20 protein-coding genes and 2 pseudogenes are annotated in these 24119 nt (G+C 28.9%); 4 read left to right on the top strand and 18 right to left on the bottom strand.

Features of this window, described 5'->3' with window-relative positions; all coding sequences use genetic code 11:
- The 6 genes and pseudogenes from Q0J90_RS03630 to Q0J90_RS03605 all read right to left on the bottom strand — a co-directional run.
- A pseudogene (locus tag Q0J90_RS03630) lies at window positions 1–1411 on the bottom strand (methyl-accepting chemotaxis protein); the annotation flags it as partial.
- Window positions 1412–1478: 67 nt separating this feature from the next.
- Window positions 1479–2891 (bottom strand): F0F1 ATP synthase subunit beta, encoded by a 1413-nt coding sequence (atpD, locus tag Q0J90_RS03625; protein ID WP_297276612.1) that lies wholly within the window; start codon window positions 2889–2891, stop codon window positions 1479–1481.
- Between the two features lie 60 nt (window positions 2892–2951).
- Window positions 2952–3860, bottom strand: coding sequence for an inositol monophosphatase (locus Q0J90_RS03620; protein ID WP_297276611.1), 909 nt, complete (start codon window positions 3858–3860; stop codon window positions 2952–2954).
- Between the two features lie 24 nt (window positions 3861–3884).
- Window positions 3885–4664 (bottom strand): MlaD family protein, encoded by a 780-nt coding sequence (locus Q0J90_RS03615; protein WP_297276610.1) that lies wholly within the window; start codon window positions 4662–4664, stop codon window positions 3885–3887.
- Between the two features lie 39 nt (window positions 4665–4703).
- Window positions 4704–5483, bottom strand: coding sequence for an ABC transporter ATP-binding protein (locus tag Q0J90_RS03610; RefSeq protein WP_297276609.1), 780 nt, complete (start codon window positions 5481–5483; stop codon window positions 4704–4706).
- 1 nt (window position 5484) lies between these two features.
- Complete coding sequence (locus Q0J90_RS03605; RefSeq protein WP_297276608.1) at window positions 5485–6462, bottom strand: type I phosphomannose isomerase catalytic subunit; 978 nt, start codon at window positions 6460–6462, stop codon at window positions 5485–5487.
- A gap of 295 nt (window positions 6463–6757) precedes the next feature.
- Between Q0J90_RS03605 and frr the strand changes: the two genes are divergently transcribed.
- Genes frr through Q0J90_RS03590 form a run of 3 tightly spaced genes read left to right on the top strand, consistent with a single transcriptional unit; the run spans window position 6758 to window position 8937 of the window.
- Window positions 6758–7306 carry a ribosome recycling factor gene (gene frr, locus Q0J90_RS03600; RefSeq protein ID WP_028329620.1) on the top strand — a complete coding sequence of 183 codons (549 nt, stop codon included), beginning with the start codon at window positions 6758–6760 and terminating at the stop codon, window positions 7304–7306.
- Window positions 7303–8025 (top strand): isoprenyl transferase, encoded by a 723-nt coding sequence (locus Q0J90_RS03595; protein ID WP_297276607.1) that lies wholly within the window; start codon window positions 7303–7305, stop codon window positions 8023–8025. The genes frr and Q0J90_RS03595 overlap by 4 nt, the downstream gene beginning before the upstream one ends.
- 6 nt (window positions 8026–8031) lie before the next feature.
- Window positions 8032–8937, top strand: coding sequence for a phosphatidate cytidylyltransferase (locus tag Q0J90_RS03590; RefSeq protein WP_297276606.1), 906 nt, complete (start codon window positions 8032–8034; stop codon window positions 8935–8937).
- A 77-nt stretch (window positions 8938–9014) separates the two neighbouring features.
- On the opposite strand, the gene Q0J90_RS03585 is transcribed toward Q0J90_RS03590, so the two are convergent.
- The 6 genes and pseudogenes from Q0J90_RS03585 to Q0J90_RS03560 form a co-directional block, all read right to left on the bottom strand.
- Window positions 9015–10595: an amidohydrolase gene (locus tag Q0J90_RS03585; RefSeq protein WP_297276605.1), complete on the bottom strand. Its 1581-nt coding sequence runs from the start codon at window positions 10593–10595 to the stop codon at window positions 9015–9017.
- 28 nt (window positions 10596–10623) lie between these two features.
- A complete protein-coding gene (locus Q0J90_RS03580) occupies window positions 10624–12447 on the bottom strand; it encodes an ABC-F family ATP-binding cassette domain-containing protein (RefSeq protein ID WP_297276604.1) in 1824 nt (607 codons plus the stop codon).
- A 92-nt stretch (window positions 12448–12539) separates the two neighbouring features.
- Entirely contained in the window at window positions 12540–13955 is a 1416-nt protein-coding gene (murD, locus tag Q0J90_RS03575; RefSeq protein WP_297276603.1) for a UDP-N-acetylmuramoyl-L-alanine--D-glutamate ligase, read from the bottom strand.
- Between the two features lie 46 nt (window positions 13956–14001).
- The gene (locus Q0J90_RS03570) at window positions 14002–15024 is read right to left on the bottom strand and encodes a sugar kinase (RefSeq protein ID WP_297276602.1); all 1023 of its coding nucleotides are present in this window, start codon (window positions 15022–15024) and stop codon (window positions 14002–14004) included.
- 150 nt (window positions 15025–15174) lie between these two features.
- Window positions 15175–15993: pseudogene (locus Q0J90_RS03565) on the bottom strand (sialidase family protein); the annotation flags it as partial.
- A 30-nt stretch (window positions 15994–16023) separates the two neighbouring features.
- Entirely contained in the window at window positions 16024–16500 is a 477-nt protein-coding gene (locus Q0J90_RS03560) for a sialidase family protein (RefSeq protein ID WP_297276601.1), read from the bottom strand.
- A 176-nt stretch (window positions 16501–16676) separates the two neighbouring features.
- Between Q0J90_RS03560 and Q0J90_RS03555 the strand changes: the two genes are divergently transcribed.
- Entirely contained in the window at window positions 16677–17270 is a 594-nt protein-coding gene (locus tag Q0J90_RS03555) for a hypothetical protein (RefSeq protein ID WP_297276600.1), read from the top strand.
- 126 nt (window positions 17271–17396) lie between these two features.
- Here the strand turns inward: Q0J90_RS03555 and epsC are convergent, their stop codons facing one another.
- From epsC to Q0J90_RS03525, 6 genes are all read right to left on the bottom strand, one after another.
- Complete coding sequence (gene epsC, locus Q0J90_RS03550) at window positions 17397–18107, bottom strand: serine O-acetyltransferase EpsC (protein WP_297276599.1); 711 nt, start codon at window positions 18105–18107, stop codon at window positions 17397–17399.
- 19 nt (window positions 18108–18126) lie between these two features.
- Window positions 18127–19041, bottom strand: coding sequence for a PLP-dependent cysteine synthase family protein (locus tag Q0J90_RS03545; protein ID WP_297276598.1), 915 nt, complete (start codon window positions 19039–19041; stop codon window positions 18127–18129).
- A gap of 172 nt (window positions 19042–19213) precedes the next feature.
- A complete protein-coding gene (locus Q0J90_RS03540) occupies window positions 19214–21205 on the bottom strand; it encodes an OPT family oligopeptide transporter (protein ID WP_297276597.1) in 1992 nt (663 codons plus the stop codon).
- Between the two features lie 196 nt (window positions 21206–21401).
- Window positions 21402–22133 carry a signal peptidase I gene (gene lepB, locus Q0J90_RS03535; protein ID WP_335823462.1) on the bottom strand — a complete coding sequence of 244 codons (732 nt, stop codon included), beginning with the start codon at window positions 22131–22133 and terminating at the stop codon, window positions 21402–21404.
- A 35-nt stretch (window positions 22134–22168) separates the two neighbouring features.
- Window positions 22169–22492 (bottom strand): Asp-tRNA(Asn)/Glu-tRNA(Gln) amidotransferase subunit GatC, encoded by a 324-nt coding sequence (gene gatC, locus Q0J90_RS03530; protein WP_297276595.1) that lies wholly within the window; start codon window positions 22490–22492, stop codon window positions 22169–22171.
- 108 nt (window positions 22493–22600) lie between these two features.
- Window positions 22601–24040, bottom strand: a complete 1440-nt coding sequence (locus tag Q0J90_RS03525; protein WP_297276594.1) for an aminoacyl-histidine dipeptidase — start codon at window positions 24038–24040, stop codon at window positions 22601–22603.
- Between the last annotated feature and the right edge of the window lie 79 nt (window positions 24041–24119).

The following is a 24119-nucleotide window of genomic DNA, read 5'->3' as shown; positions in this document are numbered from 1 at the left end:
CTAAATAAATACTTATAGAAGATTTTATAACTGTGTTTCTGAAGATTGTATTTTCTCTATAAGACTCGCCATAACGCCAAACATTCATTATATATATACTGTCAAATAATAAATATTTGATGGCATATGTATTAGATTCTCTAAGATAAATAACTTTTACAGTCTTTATTGAATTTAAAAAACTATCATTCTTAGAATCTTTTAAATAACCGGCTGAAACTTTGTTATCTAATTCCCTCTGCATATCAGGTATAGCTGTAGGATTATTAGAAAGTTTAATAGAATATAATGAATCCGCTATAAAAATATTAATATTATTTTTAACTCCAAACTTGTTTAATACATCCATATAAATAGAACTTCTAACTTCTAAAGTTGTAAAGCCTACATTGTTGCCATTAAAGACAATAGGAGTATGTATATAAAATGTTTCATTATTCTGATTTATATCTACAATAGAATTTGTATTTGCTAATAATTTACTAGCATTATTAGCAGAAATATTAGGTCTGAAATTAGTACTTATTGTTATCAAATTATCAATATTATACTGCCAATTTACCAATATGTTTTCTATATTTTCACCAGCAACATTAACATTAATATTTTCTTTATCATTAAAAAATATAGAAAAAGACACTATATTATGATCATTAGCATATCTTGTACTTAAATATCTTGCTATTACATTTACATAGTCATTTAATCCATATCTATTTACTGATATTAAATTCATATATGAAACAATATTATCTGATATATCAACATATTTGTTAACACTGCTATAGAAACTATTAACAAAATCATTGGCATATTGTTTTTTTAATATAACATCATGAGTTTTATCATAAGCTACTTCTGATCTGTAATGCATACCATTAACTAAAGTAACTACAAAGATCATTGTAGCCATAGAAATAGGAAGAAAGTGATATATCATAGGAAGATGATATTCTTTCTGACCTGTTTTCTTATATATAGGACCAACTAATATATTAAAAGAAATAGAAGCAATGGACATAGCTATAGTTATTAAAAATATAACCATTATAAGACGTATATTAAGCATTTCAAATAAAGAAATGCTACCAAGATATATATGGACACTATATGAAAAAACAGCAACCAAAACTACAGCTATGCCTGCTTTTAATACATATATCTTACCTATAGGAATAGATTTACCTTTTTCCAATTTAAGGCAGTCAAAATAAATACTTAAAGAAAAAACAATAATTAAAAGAAAAATAAATATATATAAATAACTTATTAAAGAATTAGACAATTGATAAACAGTTTTTAATAAAATAGAAAAAGCAGATACAGAAATAATCCCTGCCAAAATAAAAAGTACAGGCATATAAAATTTTAATCTCTTTTTCAATATATCTTCATTAACTTTAAAAATCATATCAGCAACCTGAATAAATTATATACTGTTTCAATCATCGGTATAATATTGTTATTTATTAATAATTTTAACTTGCCATAGTTTTAGCTTTAGAAACAGCCTCTTCTATAGATCCTACAAATCTAAATGCCTGATCTGGCAAATCATCATAATCACCGTTACAAATTCCCTTAAAGCTTCTTATAGTATCTTCCAATTTTACATATCTTCCCTGAAGTCCTGTAAACTGTTCTCCTACAAAAAATGGCTGGCTTAAAAACTGCTCTATTTTTCTAGCACGTGCTACAACCAATTTATCATCTTCTGAAAGCTCATCTGCTCCAAGTATTGCAATAATATCCTGTAAATCTTTATATCTTTGAAGTATATGCTGAACTTTTCTGGCAACATCATAATGTTCCTGACCTAAAATATTTGGATCCAATATTCTGCTTGTTGAAGCCAAAGGATCTACAGCAGGATATATACCTTTTTCACTAACCTCCCTTGATAATACAGTCGTAGCATCAAGGTGTGTAAATGCTGTAGCCGGAGCTGGGTCTGTAAGGTCGTCAGCAGGTACATAAACAGCCTGTATTGAGGTAATGGAGCCATTTTTAGTAGATGTTATTCTCTCCTGCAATCCTCCCATCTCAGTTGCTAAAGTAGGCTGATAACCAACAGCTGAAGGCATACGTCCAAGCAATGCTGATACTTCACTTCCAGCCTGAGTAAATCTAAATATGTTGTCAATGAACAATAATACATCCAAACCAGCTGAATCTCTGAAATATTCTGCCATAGTCAAGGCTGATAATGCTACTCTAAGTCTTGCTCCAGGCGGCTCATTCATTTGTCCGTAAACTAAGCAGGTTTTATTTATAACGCCAGACTCTTTCATCTCGCACCATAAATCGTTTCCTTCCCTAGTTCTCTCTCCAACACCTGCAAATACAGAATATCCTCCATGTTCGCTTGCTATATTATGTATAAGCTCCATTATAAGAACTGTTTTTCCTACTCCGGCACCGCCGAATAAACCCGTTTTTCCTCCTTTGATATAGGGAGCTAATAAGTCTATTACTTTGATACCAGTTTCAAAAATTTCCAGCTTAGGTTCTAATGTTTCAAACTTAGGAGGAGCAGCATGTATAGATCTATATTCTTTAGCAGCTATAGGTTCGCCTTTATCAACTGTTTGACCTAAAACATTGAATATTCTGCCTATAGTTTCATTTCCAACTGGAACCATTATATGATTTCCGCTATCAAATACATCGTCTCCTCTTGATAAACCATCTGTAGATTCTAAAGCTATAGCTCTTACTCTCCCGCCGCCCAAATGCTGCTGAACTTCACAAACTATATGTCTTTGAATTCCTTCTACTTCTTTATCTATATAAAGTGCATTTAATATAGGAGGAAGATGACCTTCTTCAAATTCAGCATCTAGGGTAGAACCTACAACCTGAATAATTTTTCCTCTTTTTCCCTCTACCATAAAATATTCCTTTAGATTATTAAAATTTTTAAGTTAATATATTTTATATTGATTACAAACTTATTCAAGTACATTTATCATTTCTTTGTGAATTTTTTTATTGCTTGCTATATATTGCTTTTTTGAAAAGATATTATATTCATTCATTTTTATATTGCTTACCATTCCGCCGGCTTGCTTTAATATTATAGTTCCTGCACATACATCCCAAGGAGATAATCCATACTCAAAAAAACCATCAGCAGCACCCTCTGCCACCATGCATATATCCAATGCAGCTGAACCATCTCTTCTTAATGCTAGACTCCTTTTAACCATATTGGCAAAATCCACCATTCTGTCATGCAAAAAATAATCATCAACACTAGCATTATAATAAAAACCAGTTATTACAACAGATTCTATTAACTTATTATTATTGCTGACTTTAATTACTTTATTATTCTTATATGCCTTTGATTTTACATGTGCTTTATAAACGGAATCTGTTAAAGGAGCATATATAACTCCTAGTATAGGCACTCCTTTATAAGCCAAGCCTATTGATACGCAATAAAAAGGATATCCATGTATAAAATTACTTGTTCCATCAATAGGGTCTACTATCCAAAGGAAATCTTTATTATCCGGATTATTAGATTCTTCACCAAAAAATCCAAAACCCGGATATTTTTTCATCAGATATTCCCTTATTATAGTCTCATTTTTTACATCTATTTCTGTAAATAAATCGGTCTTACCTTTCTTGGAAACTTTTTTCGGACATCCGAAATATTTCAAAGAAAATTTACCAGCTTTAACTGCTATTTTTTCAGCATCTTTTAAACATCTGTTCAATTTACTCTTAGAAAATTTCTTTATTTCATCCTGTATCTTTATATATTCTGCTTCTTTATCTGACAATTTATTTTTTTTCACTTTACTCCCTGAAATACTTTTCATTATCAAAGTCATGAAATCATCTATCATAAGAAAATCCCCCGTAACAATATGCTACTTAACTTCCTTTTCTCTAAAAAGAAGAACTGAAGGGTTATCTCTCAATTTCTCGCTAAATATTTTCAAGTTAGTAATTATTGCAGAAATATTAGTCTTCATTCCAGCATCTTTAAATAAAGCTCCTGCTGTTCCATTTCCATTTTCAACATCATTAATAACAGATGCTAAATCCTTTGTAATACTGTTAATATGTGATAAACTGTCATTAACATTTGAAATAGATTTTGTAATATTTTCTTCATTAGTACCTATAACATCTGAAATCATGTTAATAGTTTGAGCAAGATTAGTAATTATTGATGAGAACTCTTGAAAATTTAAATCTTTACCTATATCACCGATAGAACCTAAAGTAGTTTCTATACTGAAAGGTTCAACTCCTTTAACCACACTTTCAGGAGCTATACTTTTCATTCCTGTAGTATCTATGGCAGGAGGAGATACCATTATGTATTTTTCTCCCAATCCTAAACCAACTGTTTGTATAGAGAATTTTGTACCTTCTGGAATAATAACAGTTTTATCGGTTATAAACAAAGTTACTCTTATTGTACCATCTGCATTAATGCTTATCTTTTCAATAAAGCCTATCTGTATTCCGCCGCCTCTATATGAGACTTTACCATTTTCCTGCAAATCACCGATAAATACATAGTCTACATATATTCTATATCCATCACCTTTCAACTTGAAATTACCTAACAATACTATTGCACATACAAATATTACAATAGTAATGATAAAAAATATGCCTAATTTTACTTTATTTTTCATATGCTGTCCTTATCCTAAAAATTATATATAAAAATAATATTAATCTTTTGGTCTTATACTTTCTATATCTTCACCTTTTTTAGCTATACTGCTCATAAAAAAGAACTTTAAATGAGGATTTTCTATCTCATGCAAATGATCAGGGTCTCCTCCTTCTATAATCTGTCCTTTATGCAGCATAACAACTCTATCCGACATTCTAAATACACTGGTCATATCATGTGTAATAACTATGCTTGTAACATTAAGTATAGACTGCATTTTTACTATTAAATCGTCTATAACCCTAGACATAACAGGATCCAAACCAGTTGTAGGCTCATCGTATAGCAATATCTCAGGGTCCATAGCTATAGCACGTGCTAATCCCACACGCTTTTTCATACCTCCGGAAAGTTCGGAAGGCATCTTATGTTCTATATTAGGCATACCTACCATCTCCAATACTTCTGCAACTTTTACTTTTATTCTTTCTTCCGGCATACCCTTTTTTATTCTTCTTAATCCGAAACTTACATTTTCATAAACATTCAATGAATCGAATAAAGCTGCACCTTGAAAAACCATAGCAAATTTTTTACGCACCTCTGTTAATTCATTATCTGAAATCTGATTGATATCATGTCCGTCTATTATTATTGTACCGGAATCGGGCTGAAGAAGTCCTATTAAATGTTTTATAAGAACACTTTTTCCGCATCCTGAATTACCTATTACAGATAATGTTTCACCTCTATTAACTTTGAGATTAACACCATTCAATACTTTCTGCGGTCCAAAAGTTTTATAAACATCTTTTAATTCTATAATATAGCTCATATTATAAAGTTATCCTCAAAAATTTTATACTATTATCAGTGTTTATTATATATTCACCCAAACTGGCTGGTATTAAAACCGTTTTGCCAGAATGGAGATTAATAATATTATCATTTATATTAGATTTTATTATGCCATTGCCATCTGCAACAATAATTATCTCAAAACTTTCATCATTAGTTTTTGAAGAGAAATTATTTTTAACTATATATTCCTCAGCTGTAAAATATTCATTTGAAAATATTGTATTAATTTCTAATAAGGCATCTTTAAATTTATTTTTTTTATCAGATTTTAAACTGTAAGCATTTATATCTTTAATAACATTAAATGAATCTTCTATATGAAGTTCTCTTGATTTTCCATTTTTATCAACTCTGTTCCAATCATAAAGTCTATATGTAACATCGCTTGGAGTTTGTATCTCAGCTATAACAGAATTACCAAGTATGGCATGTATGCATCCGTTAGGAATATAGAAAGCATCTCCTGCTTTAATATCAAAATAATTAAACATATCTTCTATATTTTTTTTATCATTTAAAGCATTTTTTAAATCTTCTTTAGTAAAATTTTCTTTTAATCCTATGAGAAGTTTTGCATCACCGTCTGTATTCATCACATACCACATTTCATTCTTACCATGCTTATTATGTCTCTTAATGGCATATTCTTCATCAGGATGAACTTGTATTGACAGTTTATCTCTTGCATCTATAAGTTTTATAAGAAGAGGAAAATAATCCTCTTTAAATTTAGTTCCTAAAAGTTTAGTCCCATATTCTTTTACTAAAGATGATAAAGTTCTTCCTTTGAGTTCTCCATTAACAACAATATTATTATCATTAGGCAGATCGCAAATTTCCCAACTCTCACCTATAGCTTTATTCTTATCAAAAGGCTTAGAATATAATGAAGCAAGTGTATTTCCGCCCCAAATAACTTCTTTTGATATTTCTTTAAATTCTAATAAATACATAGTTTAATTATATAAGATAAAATAAATAATTCAATATATTAAATTCAAAATTAATTTTATTTTATTAAAAACAATTTAGAATACATTGAAATTATATATATTTTATTAAAAATAGAAATTATAAGCACATAATATTAATAATCTTTATAATTTTCTAGTATATTTTAGAGCATATTTGTATAAAATGTAAAGAACATATATAATACCGTATATAAAGAATTAACTTGACAATAGTATTATATTAAATTATAATCTATTAAAATAAATATTATTTATAATAAAAGAGGTTTTATCTATGTCAAAAGAATCGTATAAAGATAGAATGGAAAAGGCTATTTCAAGTTTGCAAAATGATTTAAAAGGTATAAGAACAGGAAGAGCTAATGCTTCAATATTGGATGGAGTTAAAGTAGAAGCTTATGGAAGCAACATGCCGTTAAAACAAGTAGGTAATATTTCTACTCCGGATTCAAGAACTATTATGATACAGCCGTTTGACAAAGGTTTAGTTAGTGACATAGAAAAAGCTATATTAAAAGCTGATTTAGGTTTTAATCCTTTCAATGATGGCGGAAATATTAGAATAGTTGTACCTGAGCTTACAAAAGAAAGAAGGGAAGAATTAAAAAAAGGTGTAAGACATAGAGGAGAAGATGCTAAAATAGCGGTACGCAATATAAGAAGAGATGAAAACGATAAAATAAAAAAAGAATTAAAAGATAAAACAATTACTGAAGATGAATCAAAATCTCAAGAGAAAAAAATACAAAATGATACTGACTTATATATCAAAAAGATTGATGAACTAATCTCAGCAAAAGAAAAAGAATTAGATACTATATGATTACTGATGAGTCGAAAATTCCTACACATGTGGCTATAATCATGGATGGCAATGGCAGATGGGCTAATGCTCATAATAAAAGCAGAAGTTACGGTCATAGAGCAGGAAGTGAAAATGTAATTAATATAGTAGAAGCATGCTGTGAAATTAATATAAAATATTTGACCCTATATGCTTTTTCTACAGAAAATTGGAAAAGACCTGAGGAAGAAAAGAAGGCTTTATTTCAATTATTAAAAGAGTTTTACAAAAAAGAAATTAAAAGACTAATTTCAAATAATATATTAGTAAAACATATAGGCGATATTACGGCATTTCCAAAAGATACTATAAAAACAATAGAAGAAACAGAAAAAGAAACATTAGAGAAATGCAAAAATCCGATATTAACTGTAATATTAGCTTTGAATTATGGATTTAGAGACGAATTAAAAAATGCTGTAAAAAATATATGTTATGATGTAAAAAATAATAAAATAGATATAGAAAATATCGATGAAAACTTTATTAAAAATTACTTATATACAAAAGATACGCCAGATCCTGACCTTATAATAAGAACGTCCGGAGAATCAAGATTAAGTAATTTTCTTATGTATCAGGCATCATATAGCGAATTATATTTTACCGATATATTATGGCCTGATTTATCTAAAGATAATTTCAAAAAAGCTATAGATGAATACTCTAATAGAAATAGAAGATATGGAGGCCTTTAATTTATCATGAAGAAAAGATTAATATCTGTAGCAATTACTCTTCCATTATTTACTATAATAATGTTTTATGATAAAGTTATATATTTATTTCATCTTCTTATATTATCTATATCCATTCTTAGTGCATTAGAAATATTTTACATGGCAAAAGTTCATAGGCAGAAAAATTTTAGAACAGTAGTAGCATCAATGATAGCTATGGTTTTAGGATATATAATAACTATATGCGGACTTAATGTATTCAGAGGCGATTTTTCAAACCTTTATAAAATAATAGAAACAAAAAACCCTTCAATGGATTTATCTTTAGTAATGGTTTTTGCTTTAATAGCGGTATTATTTATAATAAATATTTTTAAAGTTAATGTTTCTACTTTTGAAGAAAAAGGAAGAGCAATATTAACTGCTGTATTTTGCTTTATATATGTCGGTTTAGGAGTATGGCATATATCTCTTATGCGTTTTATGCCTAGCGGAAAATATTATATCGTATTTATTTTATTATGTGCTTGGCTCAGCGATACCGGAGGATATGTTGTCGGAAGAAAAATAGGAAAACATAAACTTTCTAATAGTGCTTCACCAAATAAAAGCTATGAAGGATTAGTCGGAATGTTTATATTTACAATACCTATTGGAATTTTATACTATTATCTATATTCTAAAGGATATTTAACCATTTTTCTAGGTAAAAATATACCAAATTTTACTCTTCCGCAAATAATATTATTAACATCAATATTTACAATAACAGGATTTCTTGGAGATATGGGAGAAAGTCTCATAAAAAGAATGTATGATACTAAAGATTCAAGCAAATTATTTCCAGGTCATGGAGGAGTATTTGATATATTTGACAGTGTAATATTAACTGCTCCTATATCATATTATATTTTCTTAATATTACAATAATTTTTGATTTGTTTTATATTAACAAAATAAAAAAGGATCTGGAAAAATCCAAATCCTTCATCATATCAAATTAATTATTAGGCACTATAAACTATATCACCATCAATTATAGTCTTTAATACTTTGATATCTTTTATCTCTTTAGTATCAACTTCAAATATATCTCTATCCAAAACTATAAAATCAGCAAGTTTATCTTCTTCAATGCTTCCTTTAATACCATCTTCAAAAGACATATAAGCACTTCCCATAGTATATAAATAAACTGCTTCTTTCACTGTAAGTTTTTCCTGAGGCATCCATCCGCCATGAGGCCATCCTTTTAAATCTTCTCTATTAACTGCACAATGTATACCTTCCATAACATTAATACTGTCAATAGGTCCGGCTGAACCAAAACCAATATTAACCCCTATATCCATAGCTGTTTTATAAGCATAGCTTGCAGCAGCCTTATCATGTCCTACTCTATCTTCAACCACATGCATATCATAATTTAAGAACACAGGCTGATAATATATCCCTACATTCAATTCTTTCATTCTTTCCAATAACTCTTTATCTGTAATCTGACAATGCACCAAACCATTTCTTCTATATTTAAAATCTTTGGTATCCTTTATTTTGTCTATTGCATTTAAAGCCATCTCAATAGCTCCGTCTCCTGTAGCCTGTATTGCAAGAGAATAATCTAAACTATTTGCATATTCAACTAATTCATCAAGTTCATCCTGCTTATATTGAGTAACACCTCTGAAGCCTTTAGAATCTTTATAATCTTCTTTCAAAAGTGCAGTTCTTGAACCTATACCCCCGTCTATTATAAATTTAATATGTCCCACTTTAAATCTGTCATCATCTATATATTGATAATAATAATACTGTCTAAAATCATCAATATCTTCTTTATTAACAAACTGAGCCTGTTCGCAAACTCTTATTTTTAATTTCTTTTCTCTATGTAGTTTTTGATAAGCATCTATAATTTTTCTATAATCTAAATCCGGCAAGCTTCTTAAATCATCTGCCTGAACAGAAGTAATACCCATTTTGAAAAAAACTTCCTGAGTATCTAATATTAAAGATTTTAATGTATCAATTTCAAATGATTTAATCTTAGCCAAAATCAAAGCCATAGATTTTGAGCTTATTAATCCATTCTCAAAATCTATAGTATCGCTTTGCATATCTTTTGTAATTCCGCATATTTCAAGAGCTTTGCTGTTTGCAGCTATCATCTCACCGCAGCATCTTCTAAAAGCAACAGGATATTCACTAGAAATATTATCCAAATCATATTTATTAAGCATTCTCTTCTCTTCAAAATAATCCTGATTCCAACCCCTTCCTATAACCCAATCATTATATCTTTCTGCTTCTCTAGAAATTTCTATTACCTCTCTTATAGATTTACACTCACTTAAATCAAGCATAGTATTAAAACGTGCATAAGAAACAAAATTAACATTGCTGTCATTAAATCCCGGTATAACTGTTCTGCCTTCTAAATCTATTATTTCCTCAGCTTCAGGATATTTTTTTAATACCTCTTCATTAGTTCCTGCAAAAGATATTCTTCCATTATCAACTGCAACAGCTTCATAAACATTATCATTTTTATCCATAGAATAAATTTTAGCATTTTTAAAAATTCTCATTTACTTTTCTCCCTTATAATAAAAGTATTTATAATGCAGACTTTATATTATCTATTTCTTCATTAGTTAAAAGCCATTCATTTTCTGTTTCTTCTATTAATTTTTTTACTTCCATAAGTCTCCTGCTCTTTTCATCATCATATCCTAATGAAGTTTCAAAAAATTTTAATATTTCAGCCTCTTCCTTTTTATAATCCTCTATCTGTTTCTCATGTTTTTTAAGCAAAGATTCATATTTAGAAAGTTTATTTCTTATTTTCTTTCTTTCTTCATAACTGTTTTTTTCATCTGCGTTTGAACTATTATCTTTACTTAAAACTTCTTTATTATTCTCCTGATATTTTAATTCTCTTTCTTCCTCTTCCAAGGCATCAAGTCTTACTCTATAAACATAAGCCTCATAATTTGAAGGATAAAGAGAAAGTTTTTTATCCTTTACTTCTATAATAGTATCAGCAAGCAAACTGGCAAAAGTTCTATCATGCGAAGTAAAAAATATTGTTCCTCCGTAATCTCTTAATGAAGATGCTAATGCCTCAACAGTTTCAAAATCCAAATGATTTGTAGGCTCATCCAATATAAGCACATCGGCACATTGAGTAATAGCAGAAAGAAGAGAAAGTCTTGCCATCTCTCCTCCGCTTAAAACTTTAACATCTTTATTAACATTATCTCCGGAAAATAAGAAACTGCCCAAAAGAGTTAATAACTCCTGACTAAGAAGTCCTTGCTTGGCATTCTTTTTTAAGTATGACAAAACTGTATCATTGGCAGTAACATTTTTATATGTATCCTCTCCGAAATATGCTATCTTTATACCGTAAGAATAATTATAGCTTCCAGAAATAGGATTAAGCCTTCCTGCTATAGTTCTTAAAAATGTAGTTTTACCCTCTCCATTCTGTCCAAGAACAGCAACTCTGCTTCCTCTAGGTATTTCAATACGTCCGCTCTCAGCAACTATATTATCTCCATACCCTATTACAAGATCATCAGAAATCAATGCAAAACCTTTTTTTTCAGGTACTTCAGGCAATTTGATTTTTACATTTTTAGCAGGATGAGTTATTTCTATAGTCTTTAATTTTTCTATCTGCTTTATACGTGATTGAACAGCTTTAGCCTTTGTAGCTTTGTATCTAAACCTCTCTACAAATCTTTCTAAATGTGCTTTTCTCTCTTCAATATTTTTATTATACTTTTTTATTGTATATTCTTTTTCTTCTTTATATTCAAAATAATCTTCTATATCTCCAGGAAAATATGTAATTTTTCCATTTTCCATTTCTATAGTTTTTTCACAAGTAGTTTTTAGAAATTCCCTATCATGCGAAACTATTAAAAATCCGCCATTATAATCCATTAAAAAATTTTCTAAATCTATTAATGTATTCAAATCCAAAAAGTTTGAAGGTTCGTCAAGTATTAAAAAATTAGGCTCATAAAGCATCATCTCAGAAAGTTTAACTCTCATTCTATAACCGCTCGATAAATTGCCTAAATTATAATTAACTTTTATATGATCTATACCAAACCTACTTGCTATTTTAGAACATTTCCAAGATTCTTTTCCTGTAATTCTTACAAGATAATCTATAACCTTTTCATTTTCATAAAAATCCCCCTGCTGACGTAAATAACCTATTCTTACATCATCAGAAAGTATTATTTCTCCGTCATCAGGCTCTTCAATTCCCATAAGAATTTTCAAAAGAGTAGTTTTACCCGCTCCGTTTCTTCCAATCATGCCTATTTTAGATTTCTCTTCTATAAGCAAATTAACATTATCAAGCAAAACCTTGTGAACAAATCTTTTAGATATATTTACTATGTTTATAATACTTCTAGCCATATTCTATTTTTACATTAAATATTTTTTATTAGTCAATAATTTTATAACAATTTTTAAAAATATTCAAATACAAAAATATAATAATTTCAATATTATTCTTCAGAAATATTACCAAGTTTATATACTAAATTTTTAAAATACCTACCTCTCTCCTCATAGCTTTTAAACATATCAAAGCTGGCACATCCTGGAGAAAGAAGCACTGTATCACCATCTATAGATATGGCAGAAGCATAATTAAATGCATCTGTAAAATCTTTTATTATAATCTTGTTTTCAAAATGAAGCATAGAATTAAGTGCCTCAGCAGCTTCTCCTATAAGTATAAGTTTTTTAAGTCTATTTTCTAGAAGACTATTTAAAGGAGTGAAATCTATATTTTTATTACGTCCGCCCATTATTAATATGATGTTCCTATCAAAAGATTTCAAAGCACTTGTTACAGCATTCATAGATGTAGCTTTAGAATCATTAATATATCTAACACCATTTATAACAGCAGCAACTTCTAATCTATGTTCTATGCCTTTAAAATTATTAACAATGTTCTCTATATGATCTACAGGGATATTATCTTTCAAACATACTAATACTGCTGCTAGTATATTTGCTATATTATGTCTGCCTAATATCTTTCTGTCTTTTATAGAGAACAATTTTTCATTATTATAATATATACATTCATCTTCTTCATTATAATAAATATCAGCAAATTTACTTTTTAACGAAAATGTTAAAAGCTTCATCTTACAATTATTAATCAGTTCATTATAATAGATATTCGTATATATATTATCATAATTTAGTATAAGAAAATCATTTTTATTTTGATTAATACTTATATTTTTTTTGGCATTAAAATAATCTTCTATATTGCTGTATCTATCAAGATGATCTTCCGCTATATTTAATATAACACCTATATGTGCATGGAATTTTTCAACAGTTTCTAATTGAAAACTTGAAAGTTCTAATACAACATCTTCACCTTCCTCTATATTTTCAATTTCTTTAGAAAATGTATTTCCTACATTACCCAAAAGTTTAGCTTTTTTATAAGAACTTATTATTTTATGGATAAGAGTAACTGTTGTGGTTTTTCCATCTGTACCTGTTACAGCAATATAATTTCTATTAGGTAAAAGATTATATGCAAATTCTACTTCACCTATAACTTTAATTCCGCGTTTCTGAGCTTCAGCAACTATAGGAATAGTACGAGGCACTCCAGGAGAAATTATTATAAGAGTAATATTATCTAAAATGGATAATTCCTGATTTCCAAAAAAAAGCTTTGCCTCTTTATCTTTTAAAGCATTTATACTTTCCTGAAGCTCGCTTTCACTTTTACTATCGCTTAATGCATATTTGATATTAAGATTCATAGAAGTATTAATATCATATAAAATATTAGAAATACTAACTCCGCTTCTTGGAGCAGCACCAAGTATTAAAATATTTTGTTTTTTTAAAACTTTTATATACGTTTTATTTAAATTAAAAATCATTTCACAACACCAAATAAATAATTATCATTAACAGCAATAAACTTAATCATCTCTGTATGCGTCCGGAAGCATCTCCATTATAAACGGTCATAACCTCATCAACTGTCACAACATTAAAATCACCTTCTATAGAATGCTTTAAACAGCTGGATGCTGTAGCAAACTCTAATGCTTCTCTGTCATCTTTACCATTCAAAAATGAATATATAAGACCTGCAGCAAAACTATCTCCTCCTCCTACTCTATCAACTATCTTTATTAAATACTCTTTTGAAAAGAAATATTCACTGCCATTATAAAGCATACAAGACCATAAATTCTCGCTTGCTGAAATAGAACCTCTTAAAGTAATACCAACTTTTTTTACATTAAATCTATCCATTATCTCTTTGGCAACATCTTTATATCCCTCATGAGATAATTTTCCCTCTACAACATTTGAATCCTTTGCTTTTATACCAAAAACTTTTTCTGCATCTTCTTCATTAGCCACGCATATATCAACATAAGGCATTAATTTACTCATAGTCTCATTAGCTTCTTTGGATGTCCATAATTTTTTTCTGAAATTTAAATCTAAACTTACAGTTAATCCTTTTTCTTTAGCTTTCTTGCAAGCTTCAATACAAATCTCTGCAACATTTTTTCCAAGTGCCGGAGTTATGCCTGTCAAATGAAACCATTTAGCATTATTAAAAATCTTATCCCAATTAAAATCTTCTTTACTGGATTTTGATATAGAAGAATTAGCTCTGTCATATATAACTTTGGATCCTCTCTGACTTGCCCCTTTCTCCAAAAAATATATTCCTATTCTATCTCCTCCCAGAACTATATTGGAAACATCAACCCCATATCTTCTTAATTCATTAATACAAGCCTGCCCTATGTCATTACTCGGCAGTTTTGTTACAAATGAAGTATCTACTCCAAAATTTGCTAATGCAAAAGATACATTAGCTTCTCCGCCTCCGAATCTCGCATCATAAGAATCTGTTTGAACAAATCTTAAATTTGAAGGCGGTGATAATCTTAGCATTATTTCACCAAATGTTATAACTGAAGCCATAAAAAAATCCTTTAATAAATCACATAATTAACATAATTTAATTAACATAATAGTAAATTATTTTGATAATTATTTCAATAATATTTTATAAATAAAAAACAAAGGAAATAAATTCCTTTGTTTTTACAATATTAAATTACTATCTTCTTATCAATACTTTTCAGGAGGGGTATAAAAATCTTTATCGGATTCTGGTAAATTCGCTGTAAGCCATCTTAAATTAAATCTTCTAAATACAATATTATAAAGCTCCTTAGAGCTTGAAGGCAAGTCATGTCCGCCTTGTTCTTCAGCTAATGATATTATTGTACCGTCTTTTAATCTTGCTAATGCAGAATATCCTGCTCTTCCTGAATTTAATACTCTTAGTTTTTTCCAACTATTCCCTTCATCATAACTTATAAAAGATGTTAAATTTCTTCTATCTGCATTTGAATCTAATGCTAAATGTATAAGTCTGTTCTTATTATACCCTTCTTTAGTAGAAGTAAACAAAATACCCTCAGCATTACATGCACCGTCATAAAAATTACCTGCAGGATTAAGCTCTTCCCAAGAAGAACCTAAATTAGCAGCAGATCTAAACCAAACTCTACTTTTATTCACTCCGTCATAAGGTCCGGAACGTACAGATAATAAAATTCTACCATCATTTAATTGAGTAACTACTTTAGGCTCATCCTGAGTACCCGATTTTCTTTTAGCTATACTTCTAACTTTCCAATTATATCCATTATCAGTTGAAACTATAACAGCAGCAGCAGGATTGCTAAAATTATCATTATTAATCATCATAGCCCCCATTAGAGTTCCATTATTAATCCTAGACCCTGTACCTGAAACAGCAAAACCTCTGGTATATCCTTTTAATAAACCTTGTCCAAAATTATTTATATCTCCTTTTGCAAGTTCCCAATCACTCCAAGTTAACCCGTCATCTGTACTTCTTGATATCATGATTTTTGATTTTCCAAAACCTGCAGCTTGCTTATATCCGCCTCATGCTGCACATAAAACAACTAAATCTCCATTTGCACAAGAAAAAAATAATGAATCTCCATGGGCATTTTTATTATCTAAAGCTATAGGAGGTATCGTTATTTCAGGACCCCAAGTTATACCTCCGTCTGTACTTCTTCTCACAACAATATCTATTGCTTTAGAACCATCAAAACCTACATCAAGATAACTGTCTTTCCTATTATCAGCAACTGCTATTATAGTATTTTTTTCCGAAACCGTTATGCCTGGTATTCTATATATCTTTTTTGGAGAATCAGCATTATTATTATTTACCTCACTCCTAAAAATTATAGTTTCCTGCATAAAAGGTTTGATCTGATCTTCAGGCTTCAAAAACCAAGATGGTTCAGTTTCAGGATTAAATGGGTTTAACTTCTTAGAACATGAAATTACTGAAAATATTAACAATCCAATAACCAAACAAATCAACAAAATAAGACATTTTTTCTTCATACTTCAGACATCTCCAGCATTTTTGTAGTTTTAATTATCATGCACTTGTAATATATTAAAAAGTATATTATAGTAAATAAATTGAACGCTTTAATATACTATTTTTTCAATAAAAAGTAAATATTTATATTAAAAAAACTATATTATTATAACTAAAAGTACATAATGGAGAGTAAATGCAATATAAAAAATATATAATATTTATTATTTTATTAATATCAACATATAAAACATCATTTTCAGAAATAAAAGGAGGATTTGAAGCTATAATTAATGTACCTTTAGGTATGGGTATTACTGTAGTACACAAAAATGTAGATGTTCAAGGCAATCCTAAGGGTAAAGTTAATTTTCAAGGAGGTATTGAAGCAAATCTTGGCTATATGTTTCAAATAAAAGAGGAAATGGGAGTGAGTTTATTAGGAGTATTAGGATATAGTTATACAGAATCTAAATATTCTAAATATGATGATAAAGTACAATATAAATTTATAGATAATGATTTGTACTTCGGAATAATGCCTAAATTCAATTTTTATTCATGCTCAATAGGATTAAATATAGGATACAAAATTACATTAACTCCAAATTCTATATATTATAGTCCTGAAACTGGAGAAAAAGAAATAAACCATGATCATTACTTAAGACTTTATATAAGAGGAACATTTGATTATTATTTCTTTGCCGGCCTAGATTCATCCATTAATTTGGGATTTTATATAGGATATGATTTCGGAAGTTATTGGTGCAAACAAGCAGCTATCTAAATGTAGTTAAAGATGAAACATTTGGAAATGTAGATATCGGCATACAACTTGGATACAGATATGGTCCCAAATTCTAATATTATATAAAAACATAGATATTATATAAATTATTAAAACAAACTATTTTTATAATGTTACCTTTTTATTTTCTTCAACTGATTCCAATACAATACAGTTAGCACCTATAATAGCATTTTCCCCTATAACTGTATTTCCTCCAAATATTGAAGCATTAGCATATATAGTAACATAATCGCAAACGGTAGGATGTCTTTTCTTACCTTCCAAACTTCTGCCGTTAGTCAAAGATAAAGCACCTAATGTAACTCCTTGATAAATTTTAACATGATGTCCTATTATTGTAGTTTCACCTATAACAATACCTGTTCCATGATCTATAAAAAAATAGTCTCCTATAGATGCACCAGGGTGAATATCTATGCCTGTTTTGGAATGTGCAAATTCAGATATCGTTCTTGCTATTAAATATTCTTTTTGATTATAAAATATATGTGCTATTCTATAATGAAATATAGCTCTAAAACCAGGGTATGTTAATACTATTTCATCATAAGATTTTGATGCCGGATCTGACTGAAAAAAGAACTCTAAATCTTTTTCTAAACTTAATGTAATATCATCCAGCTGCTCTATAAAATCAAGCAATGCTGAATCATCTGTAACTATTTTCATATAAAGTTTTGCTATGCTTTTTTTTACCATATCTCTATTTTCTGATTCTCTAAAAAAATTTGGAAAAGCATAATCTCTTACAAGTTTGATCATTTCTTTAATAGATTTTTGATTTGGTAATTCACTAAAAGTTTTTAATTTCATAATTGTATCCAATAATAAATTAATTCCAAGAATATCTCTCTCCTGTGTCCGGTAAAATACAAAGGAGCTTGATACTTTTTTCTGTTCTATTTAATTTTTTAGAAAAATCAATTGCAGCATATACGCATGCTCCGGATGATATTCCTACAAATAATCCTTCATAAAAACATATATCCTTTGCTGTATTAATAGCATTATCATCTGATACATCTACTATTCCATTTACAACATCTAAATCTAAAATTTTAGGTACAAAATTAGGACCTATACCTTGTATTTTATGAGGCCCAGTTTTTCCTTTTGTAAGTATAGGTGATGATTCTGGCTGAACTCCTATAACTTGAGTTTTTTTATTGTTATCTCTCACATATTGTCCTATTCCAGTGATAGTGCCTCCAGTACCGATACCTGAAAAAATATAATCCACATTTGGAATATCTTTAAATATCTCCACAGCTGTTGTAATATAATGTGCCATAACATTAGATTCATTTACAAATTGTCCAGGAATAATAGAATTTGGAATTTTTTTATTTAATTGCTCAGCTCTTTCTACAGCAGCATCCATTCCTCCATCAACTAATTCTAATTTAGCCCCGTAATCTCTTATTAGTTTTCTTCTCTCTTCAGACATAGAAGAAGGCATCACTATTATAACATTTAATTTTAAATATCTTCCTATAGCCGCCATAGCTATGCCTGTATTGCCTGATGTAGGCTCTATTATTGTATCTCCGGCTTTTAATTTACCATCTTTGAACAAATCTGTTATTATTTGCTTAACTGCTCTATCTTTTATAGAACCAGCAGGGTTGACTTTTTCTACTTTTCCATAAAGTTCTATTTTACTGCCTAAATTAAATTGTGATTCTATATTTTTCAATCTTACAATAGGAGTGTTTCCTATCAAATCAAGAATACTGTTATATACCATATAAAAATCTCCGCAAAATATCTTCCTACTAATATACATTAATATCATAATAAAAACAACATATAAAAAAACAAATATATATATCACATATTTTTAAAATATCAATATTATCTATATTATTTTTTATTATGCTATATAGATATTGCATATAAAGTTAATAATTTCAATACATTTATAATTTATTTTTCGATAAGCAATTAATATTTCTATTATCTTTTGATTTTTTTATAATATACAAATACATAAATACAGCAAATAAAATATACATAATAAATGCTGACAAACTTCCGAAATCAAATACTTTTTCTCCAAAATTAATATTTATATTAAATGCAGTTATTAAAGCAATGATAACACCGGTTATTGAATCCCCGGCAACTAAACCGGATGATAATAATATTCCTTTCTTCACAGCCTTTTCATTTGAATTATTATCATTTCTAAATTTATACTCAACTAATTTTCTAATTAATGCCCCTATAAATATAGAAGCTGTTAAACTTACATTCAAATACAATCCCAAAGCAATAGCAAGAACCGGCAAATCTGTCATAGAACAAAATACAGCTATAAAAGCACCTATTACAACTAAAGTCCAAGGAAGCTGTGATGACATTATACCTTCAACTATAAGTTTCATTAATACCCCCTGAGGTGCAGGTACAGAGTCAGTTCCAAGCCCATAAACATTCTGCATAAGAATAAGAGTAGCTCCGGAAGCAAATGATGCTGCAATCAAGGATATAACTACTCCTAATTGAACATTCTTTGGAGTACCTCCTATTATAAATGTAGATTTTAATGATTGGGTTGTACCTCCTGATGCTGAAGTTGAAATTGATACAACGCCGCAAACTAAAAGTGCTGCTTTAATTCCAGACTCTCCTATATATCCTGTAAATTTAAATATTGAAGCAACTATTAAAAGTGCCGCTATAGTCATTCCTGAAACAGGATTATTGCTTGCACCAACAATACCTACTATACTGGCAGATACGACTGCAAAAAAGAAAGAAAATAATACAGCTGACAATCCTCCCAATACACCCCCTTTTATACTTGGAAGAAAACAAGTTCCTGCAAAACCAATTACAGCTGCTAATAAAATCATTGTAATAGGAGCATCTCTATTTATTCTATCAATATTGTATAAATTATTATTAATATTTCTTATTGATTTAGATAATGAACTTACTATTGTTGGAACTGATTTAGCTAAAGATATGAAGCCTCCCATAGCCAAAGCACCAGCACCAATATAAACAATATAACTGCTCCAAATCTCCTGTGCAGTCATATTAGATATTAAAGATTTTGACGGAAAAATAGCTATATCAAGATTAGAACCAAAATATTTTATTAGAGGTATAAATACAAGCCATGACATGATGCCTCCTGCAAACATTATAGCAGAACTTCTTATACCAATAATAAAACCAAGACCAAGCAATGAAACTAATGTATCAACACCTATCATAGTATTTTGATATGAATGTATTACATAAGAGGCTTTTTCTTTCCAAAAACCAAAGCCTCCTGAAAGCAGCTTATATATAAAACCAGAAAATAAACCTGTTAAAACATATTTTAATCCTTTGCCTCCCTCAGTTCCTATAACCAAAACTTCAGATTGAGCCATAGCTTCCGGATATATTAATTTTCCATGCTCTTCTACAATTAAATATTTTCTTATAGGCGTAATAAAATAGCATCCCATCAAAGCTGCCAATGCTGTAATAGTAACTATGGTTAATACGGAAAGATCCATTCCAAATAAAATTACAGCCGGAAGTATAAATATAACTCCTGCTGCTATTGACTGTCCTGATGCAGAAAGTGCTGATGTTAAACTTGATTCTAATATATTATTTCTTTTAAATAAATTTTTGAATATAGCTATAGAAAGTATAGCACCAGGAATACCTGAAGATATTGTAAGACCAACTTTAAGACCTAAATATGTATTAGCAGAAGCAAATATAATTGCAAAAACAACACCCAAAATAATAGAATATACTGTCATCTCAGGCATATTAATATTTGATGGTACAAACGGCATATAATCCTCGCCTTTTATACCTCCGTAAGCATATTTTGATAATTTCTTTTCTTTTTCTGCTGAAGAATTTTCATCTCCATTATTTAATTCGTCTCTTTCGCTCATAATAATTTTCTCCCTATTGTATAATTATACGCAAAAAAGAAACTAATTAAATATGACTTTTTAATTAATATTATAATTATTTATTTTTTTAAAACTATAAAAATAACAATTACACAAATAAAGCAAATAAAATATTTGTATTATATAAATATTAAATTTATGCCATAAGCAATCAAAATATAATAGTTTTTAATCTCTATTTAGAAATGACTTTTCCGTCTATTAATGAAAAATGAACATTACCGAAATCCCTACTGTCATAACCATAATCTCTGTTATCAGATAAAACAAAATATTCATTATAACCTATAATATAAGGACCGAAATTATCTCTTGATGAAACTTCTTTATCTAATATTCTGTCATCGCTTCCTATATTAGCCCAAGGTTCATTTAATGCCTCTCCATTAATATATACAACTTTATCTCTAATTTCTATAGTTTCATTTGGAAGCCCTATAACCCGTTTTATTATATATCTGGTTTTTGATATATTTACATTTCCAAAAGTTACAAAATACACAAAATATGAAGCAAATCTCTTCAAAAAAAATTCTCTTTCTGTCCTAGGATCTATCATAAATACAATATCTCCTCTTTTAGGCCTTGAAAATATAAATGTTTTTCCAGTAAGATGCGATACAAAAGGTCTTAATGCAACTGCATACTTAAATTTTGAAGTAATTAATATATCATTAGGTTCAATAGTATTCATCATAGTTGAACTTTTCATTCTATCAAACCTTACAAATAAAGTAATAATACCAAAAATAATAAATGCTAATATAAAACCCAATATAAACCTAGCTACAGCCCTATACAAAAGACTATTGCTCCTATAATATATAAAGATAAAAGGTTTAAAAATAGCCTTGATGGTATTCCTTTTTTCTTTTTTTATTTCCTCTTTATCATAAGAATAATTCATCTATTAATTGATGACCTCTATATTTTTTATATAATTTAAGATTTTTTAGCCTGATGTTCGCTGTTTTCCAAAGCTGCCGGCACTGCTGGAACTACTATATAACCATATTCACCGTTGCGGCATAGATCCATTATTACATCATTATTTAATGTCTCTCCTGCAACATCTTCTCTCAAATATTCAGGTAAATCAATAACATGATATAAAGGTGAAATATTATCAACATTAACTTCAAATAATTCTTCTATGAACTTTAAATCTTTATTTAATCTGTCTAAAACTTCATCTTTTTGATTTTCATCTACTCTTAATCTAGTTTGATATAAAAGTGCTTCTAATTCTTCTCTGTCTGTTGTCATTTTATTATATCCTTAAATATTATAGTATAAATATAATATACTAATATAAATAATTTTTCAATAGTTTAATGCGGTATTATTTATAATATCTAAAAACTTAGCATAAAATTATTTTATATTAATAATAAGTTCTTTTAAAAATTTCCACATTCTATCAACCGAAGATATGCTTAAATGTTCTTTTGGTGTATGTACATCATAAATATTAGGTCCAATACTTATCATATCAACATTTGGAAGAGGTTTCTTTAATATACCGCATTCCAAACCTGCATGTATAGCTTTCATTTCAGCATCTTTACCTGTAACTTTTTTGTATACTTCAGCAGCTACATCTTTTATCTTTGAATTAGGATCATACTGCCAAGCAGGATATCCGCTTGATGCCTTAAAATGAGCATTTGTTCTCAATGCTATATCCTCTACTCTTGCTACAATTTCCCTAGATGAACTTTCAACGCAGCTTCTTATTGATATAACTAAATTTAATTTGCCGTTTTCCTCTTTCAATACACCATTATTAGCACTTGTTTGCACCAAACCTTCAATATCTCTGCTCATATAAAGAACCCCGTCCGGTGTAAGCATAAGAAAATCTATAACATTATTTGTTAACTCTTTAGTAAAGCATTCTTTAATATTATCACATTTAGAAATTGATATTTTCATATCAGGATCTTCTATTTTATATTCGTTTTTTATATTTTGAGAAATCTCTTCTATGCTGGCTTTCACTTTATCCATATTGTTGGAAGTTATTATAGCCTCAGAATTCTTTGCTATAGCATTACGTTTAGAACCGCCGGATATAGAGTGAATATTAATATCATTTTTTACATAATACAAAATTCTGGATAAAATTTTAATAGCATTAGCTCTTTGATTATGAATTTCCATACCGGAATGTCCGCCTTTAAGTCCGGAAACTTCTATTTTTAAAGCATCATTACTATTTGATTCTCTAACTATATCAAAATCGATTATTGTATTAATACCGCCTGCACAGCTTACAAAAAATACACCCTCTTCCTCAGCATCTATATTTATGAGAGTTTTTCCTTGTAAATGCTCTGAAGTAACATAAAATGCACCATGCATGCTGGTTTCTTCTGCTGTTGTTATTAAAACCTCCAATGCAGGATGAGGTATATCGTTAGAATCAAGCAAGGCCATAGCAAAAGCAACTGCTATACCATCATCAGCACCTAAAGTTGTATTATTAGCTCTTAAAATATCTCCCTCAAGTATTAATTCTATAGGATCTTTTCTAAAATCATGATTGGATTCTTTTGTTTTTTCACAAACCATATCCATATGTCCCTGTATTATAACAGGTTCTAAATTTTTATATCCTGAAAAAGACTTTTTCTTTATAATTACATTATTTTCTTTATCCTGATAAACTTCTAAATTTCTATCTTTTGCAAATTTCACTAAAAAATCGCTAATTTCCTTCTCATGGGCTGATTCTCTTGGAATCTTACTTATCTCAGAAAACCATCTGAAAACCTCTTTTGAATCAAGACTTTTTAAACTATCTAAACTCATACAAAACCCCTTTAAATATTAAGCATTTAATAAATACATAACTTTTAATTTATATATTTTATCACGGTATTAAGCTATG

This window comes from uncultured Brachyspira sp. (assembly GCF_944390595.1).
In the GTDB taxonomy this organism is placed as follows: Bacteria; Spirochaetota; Brachyspiria; order Brachyspirales; family Brachyspiraceae; genus Brachyspira.
Note: the sequence above shows the minus strand (reverse complement) of the source record. Positions and strands in the feature narration are given on the sequence as shown.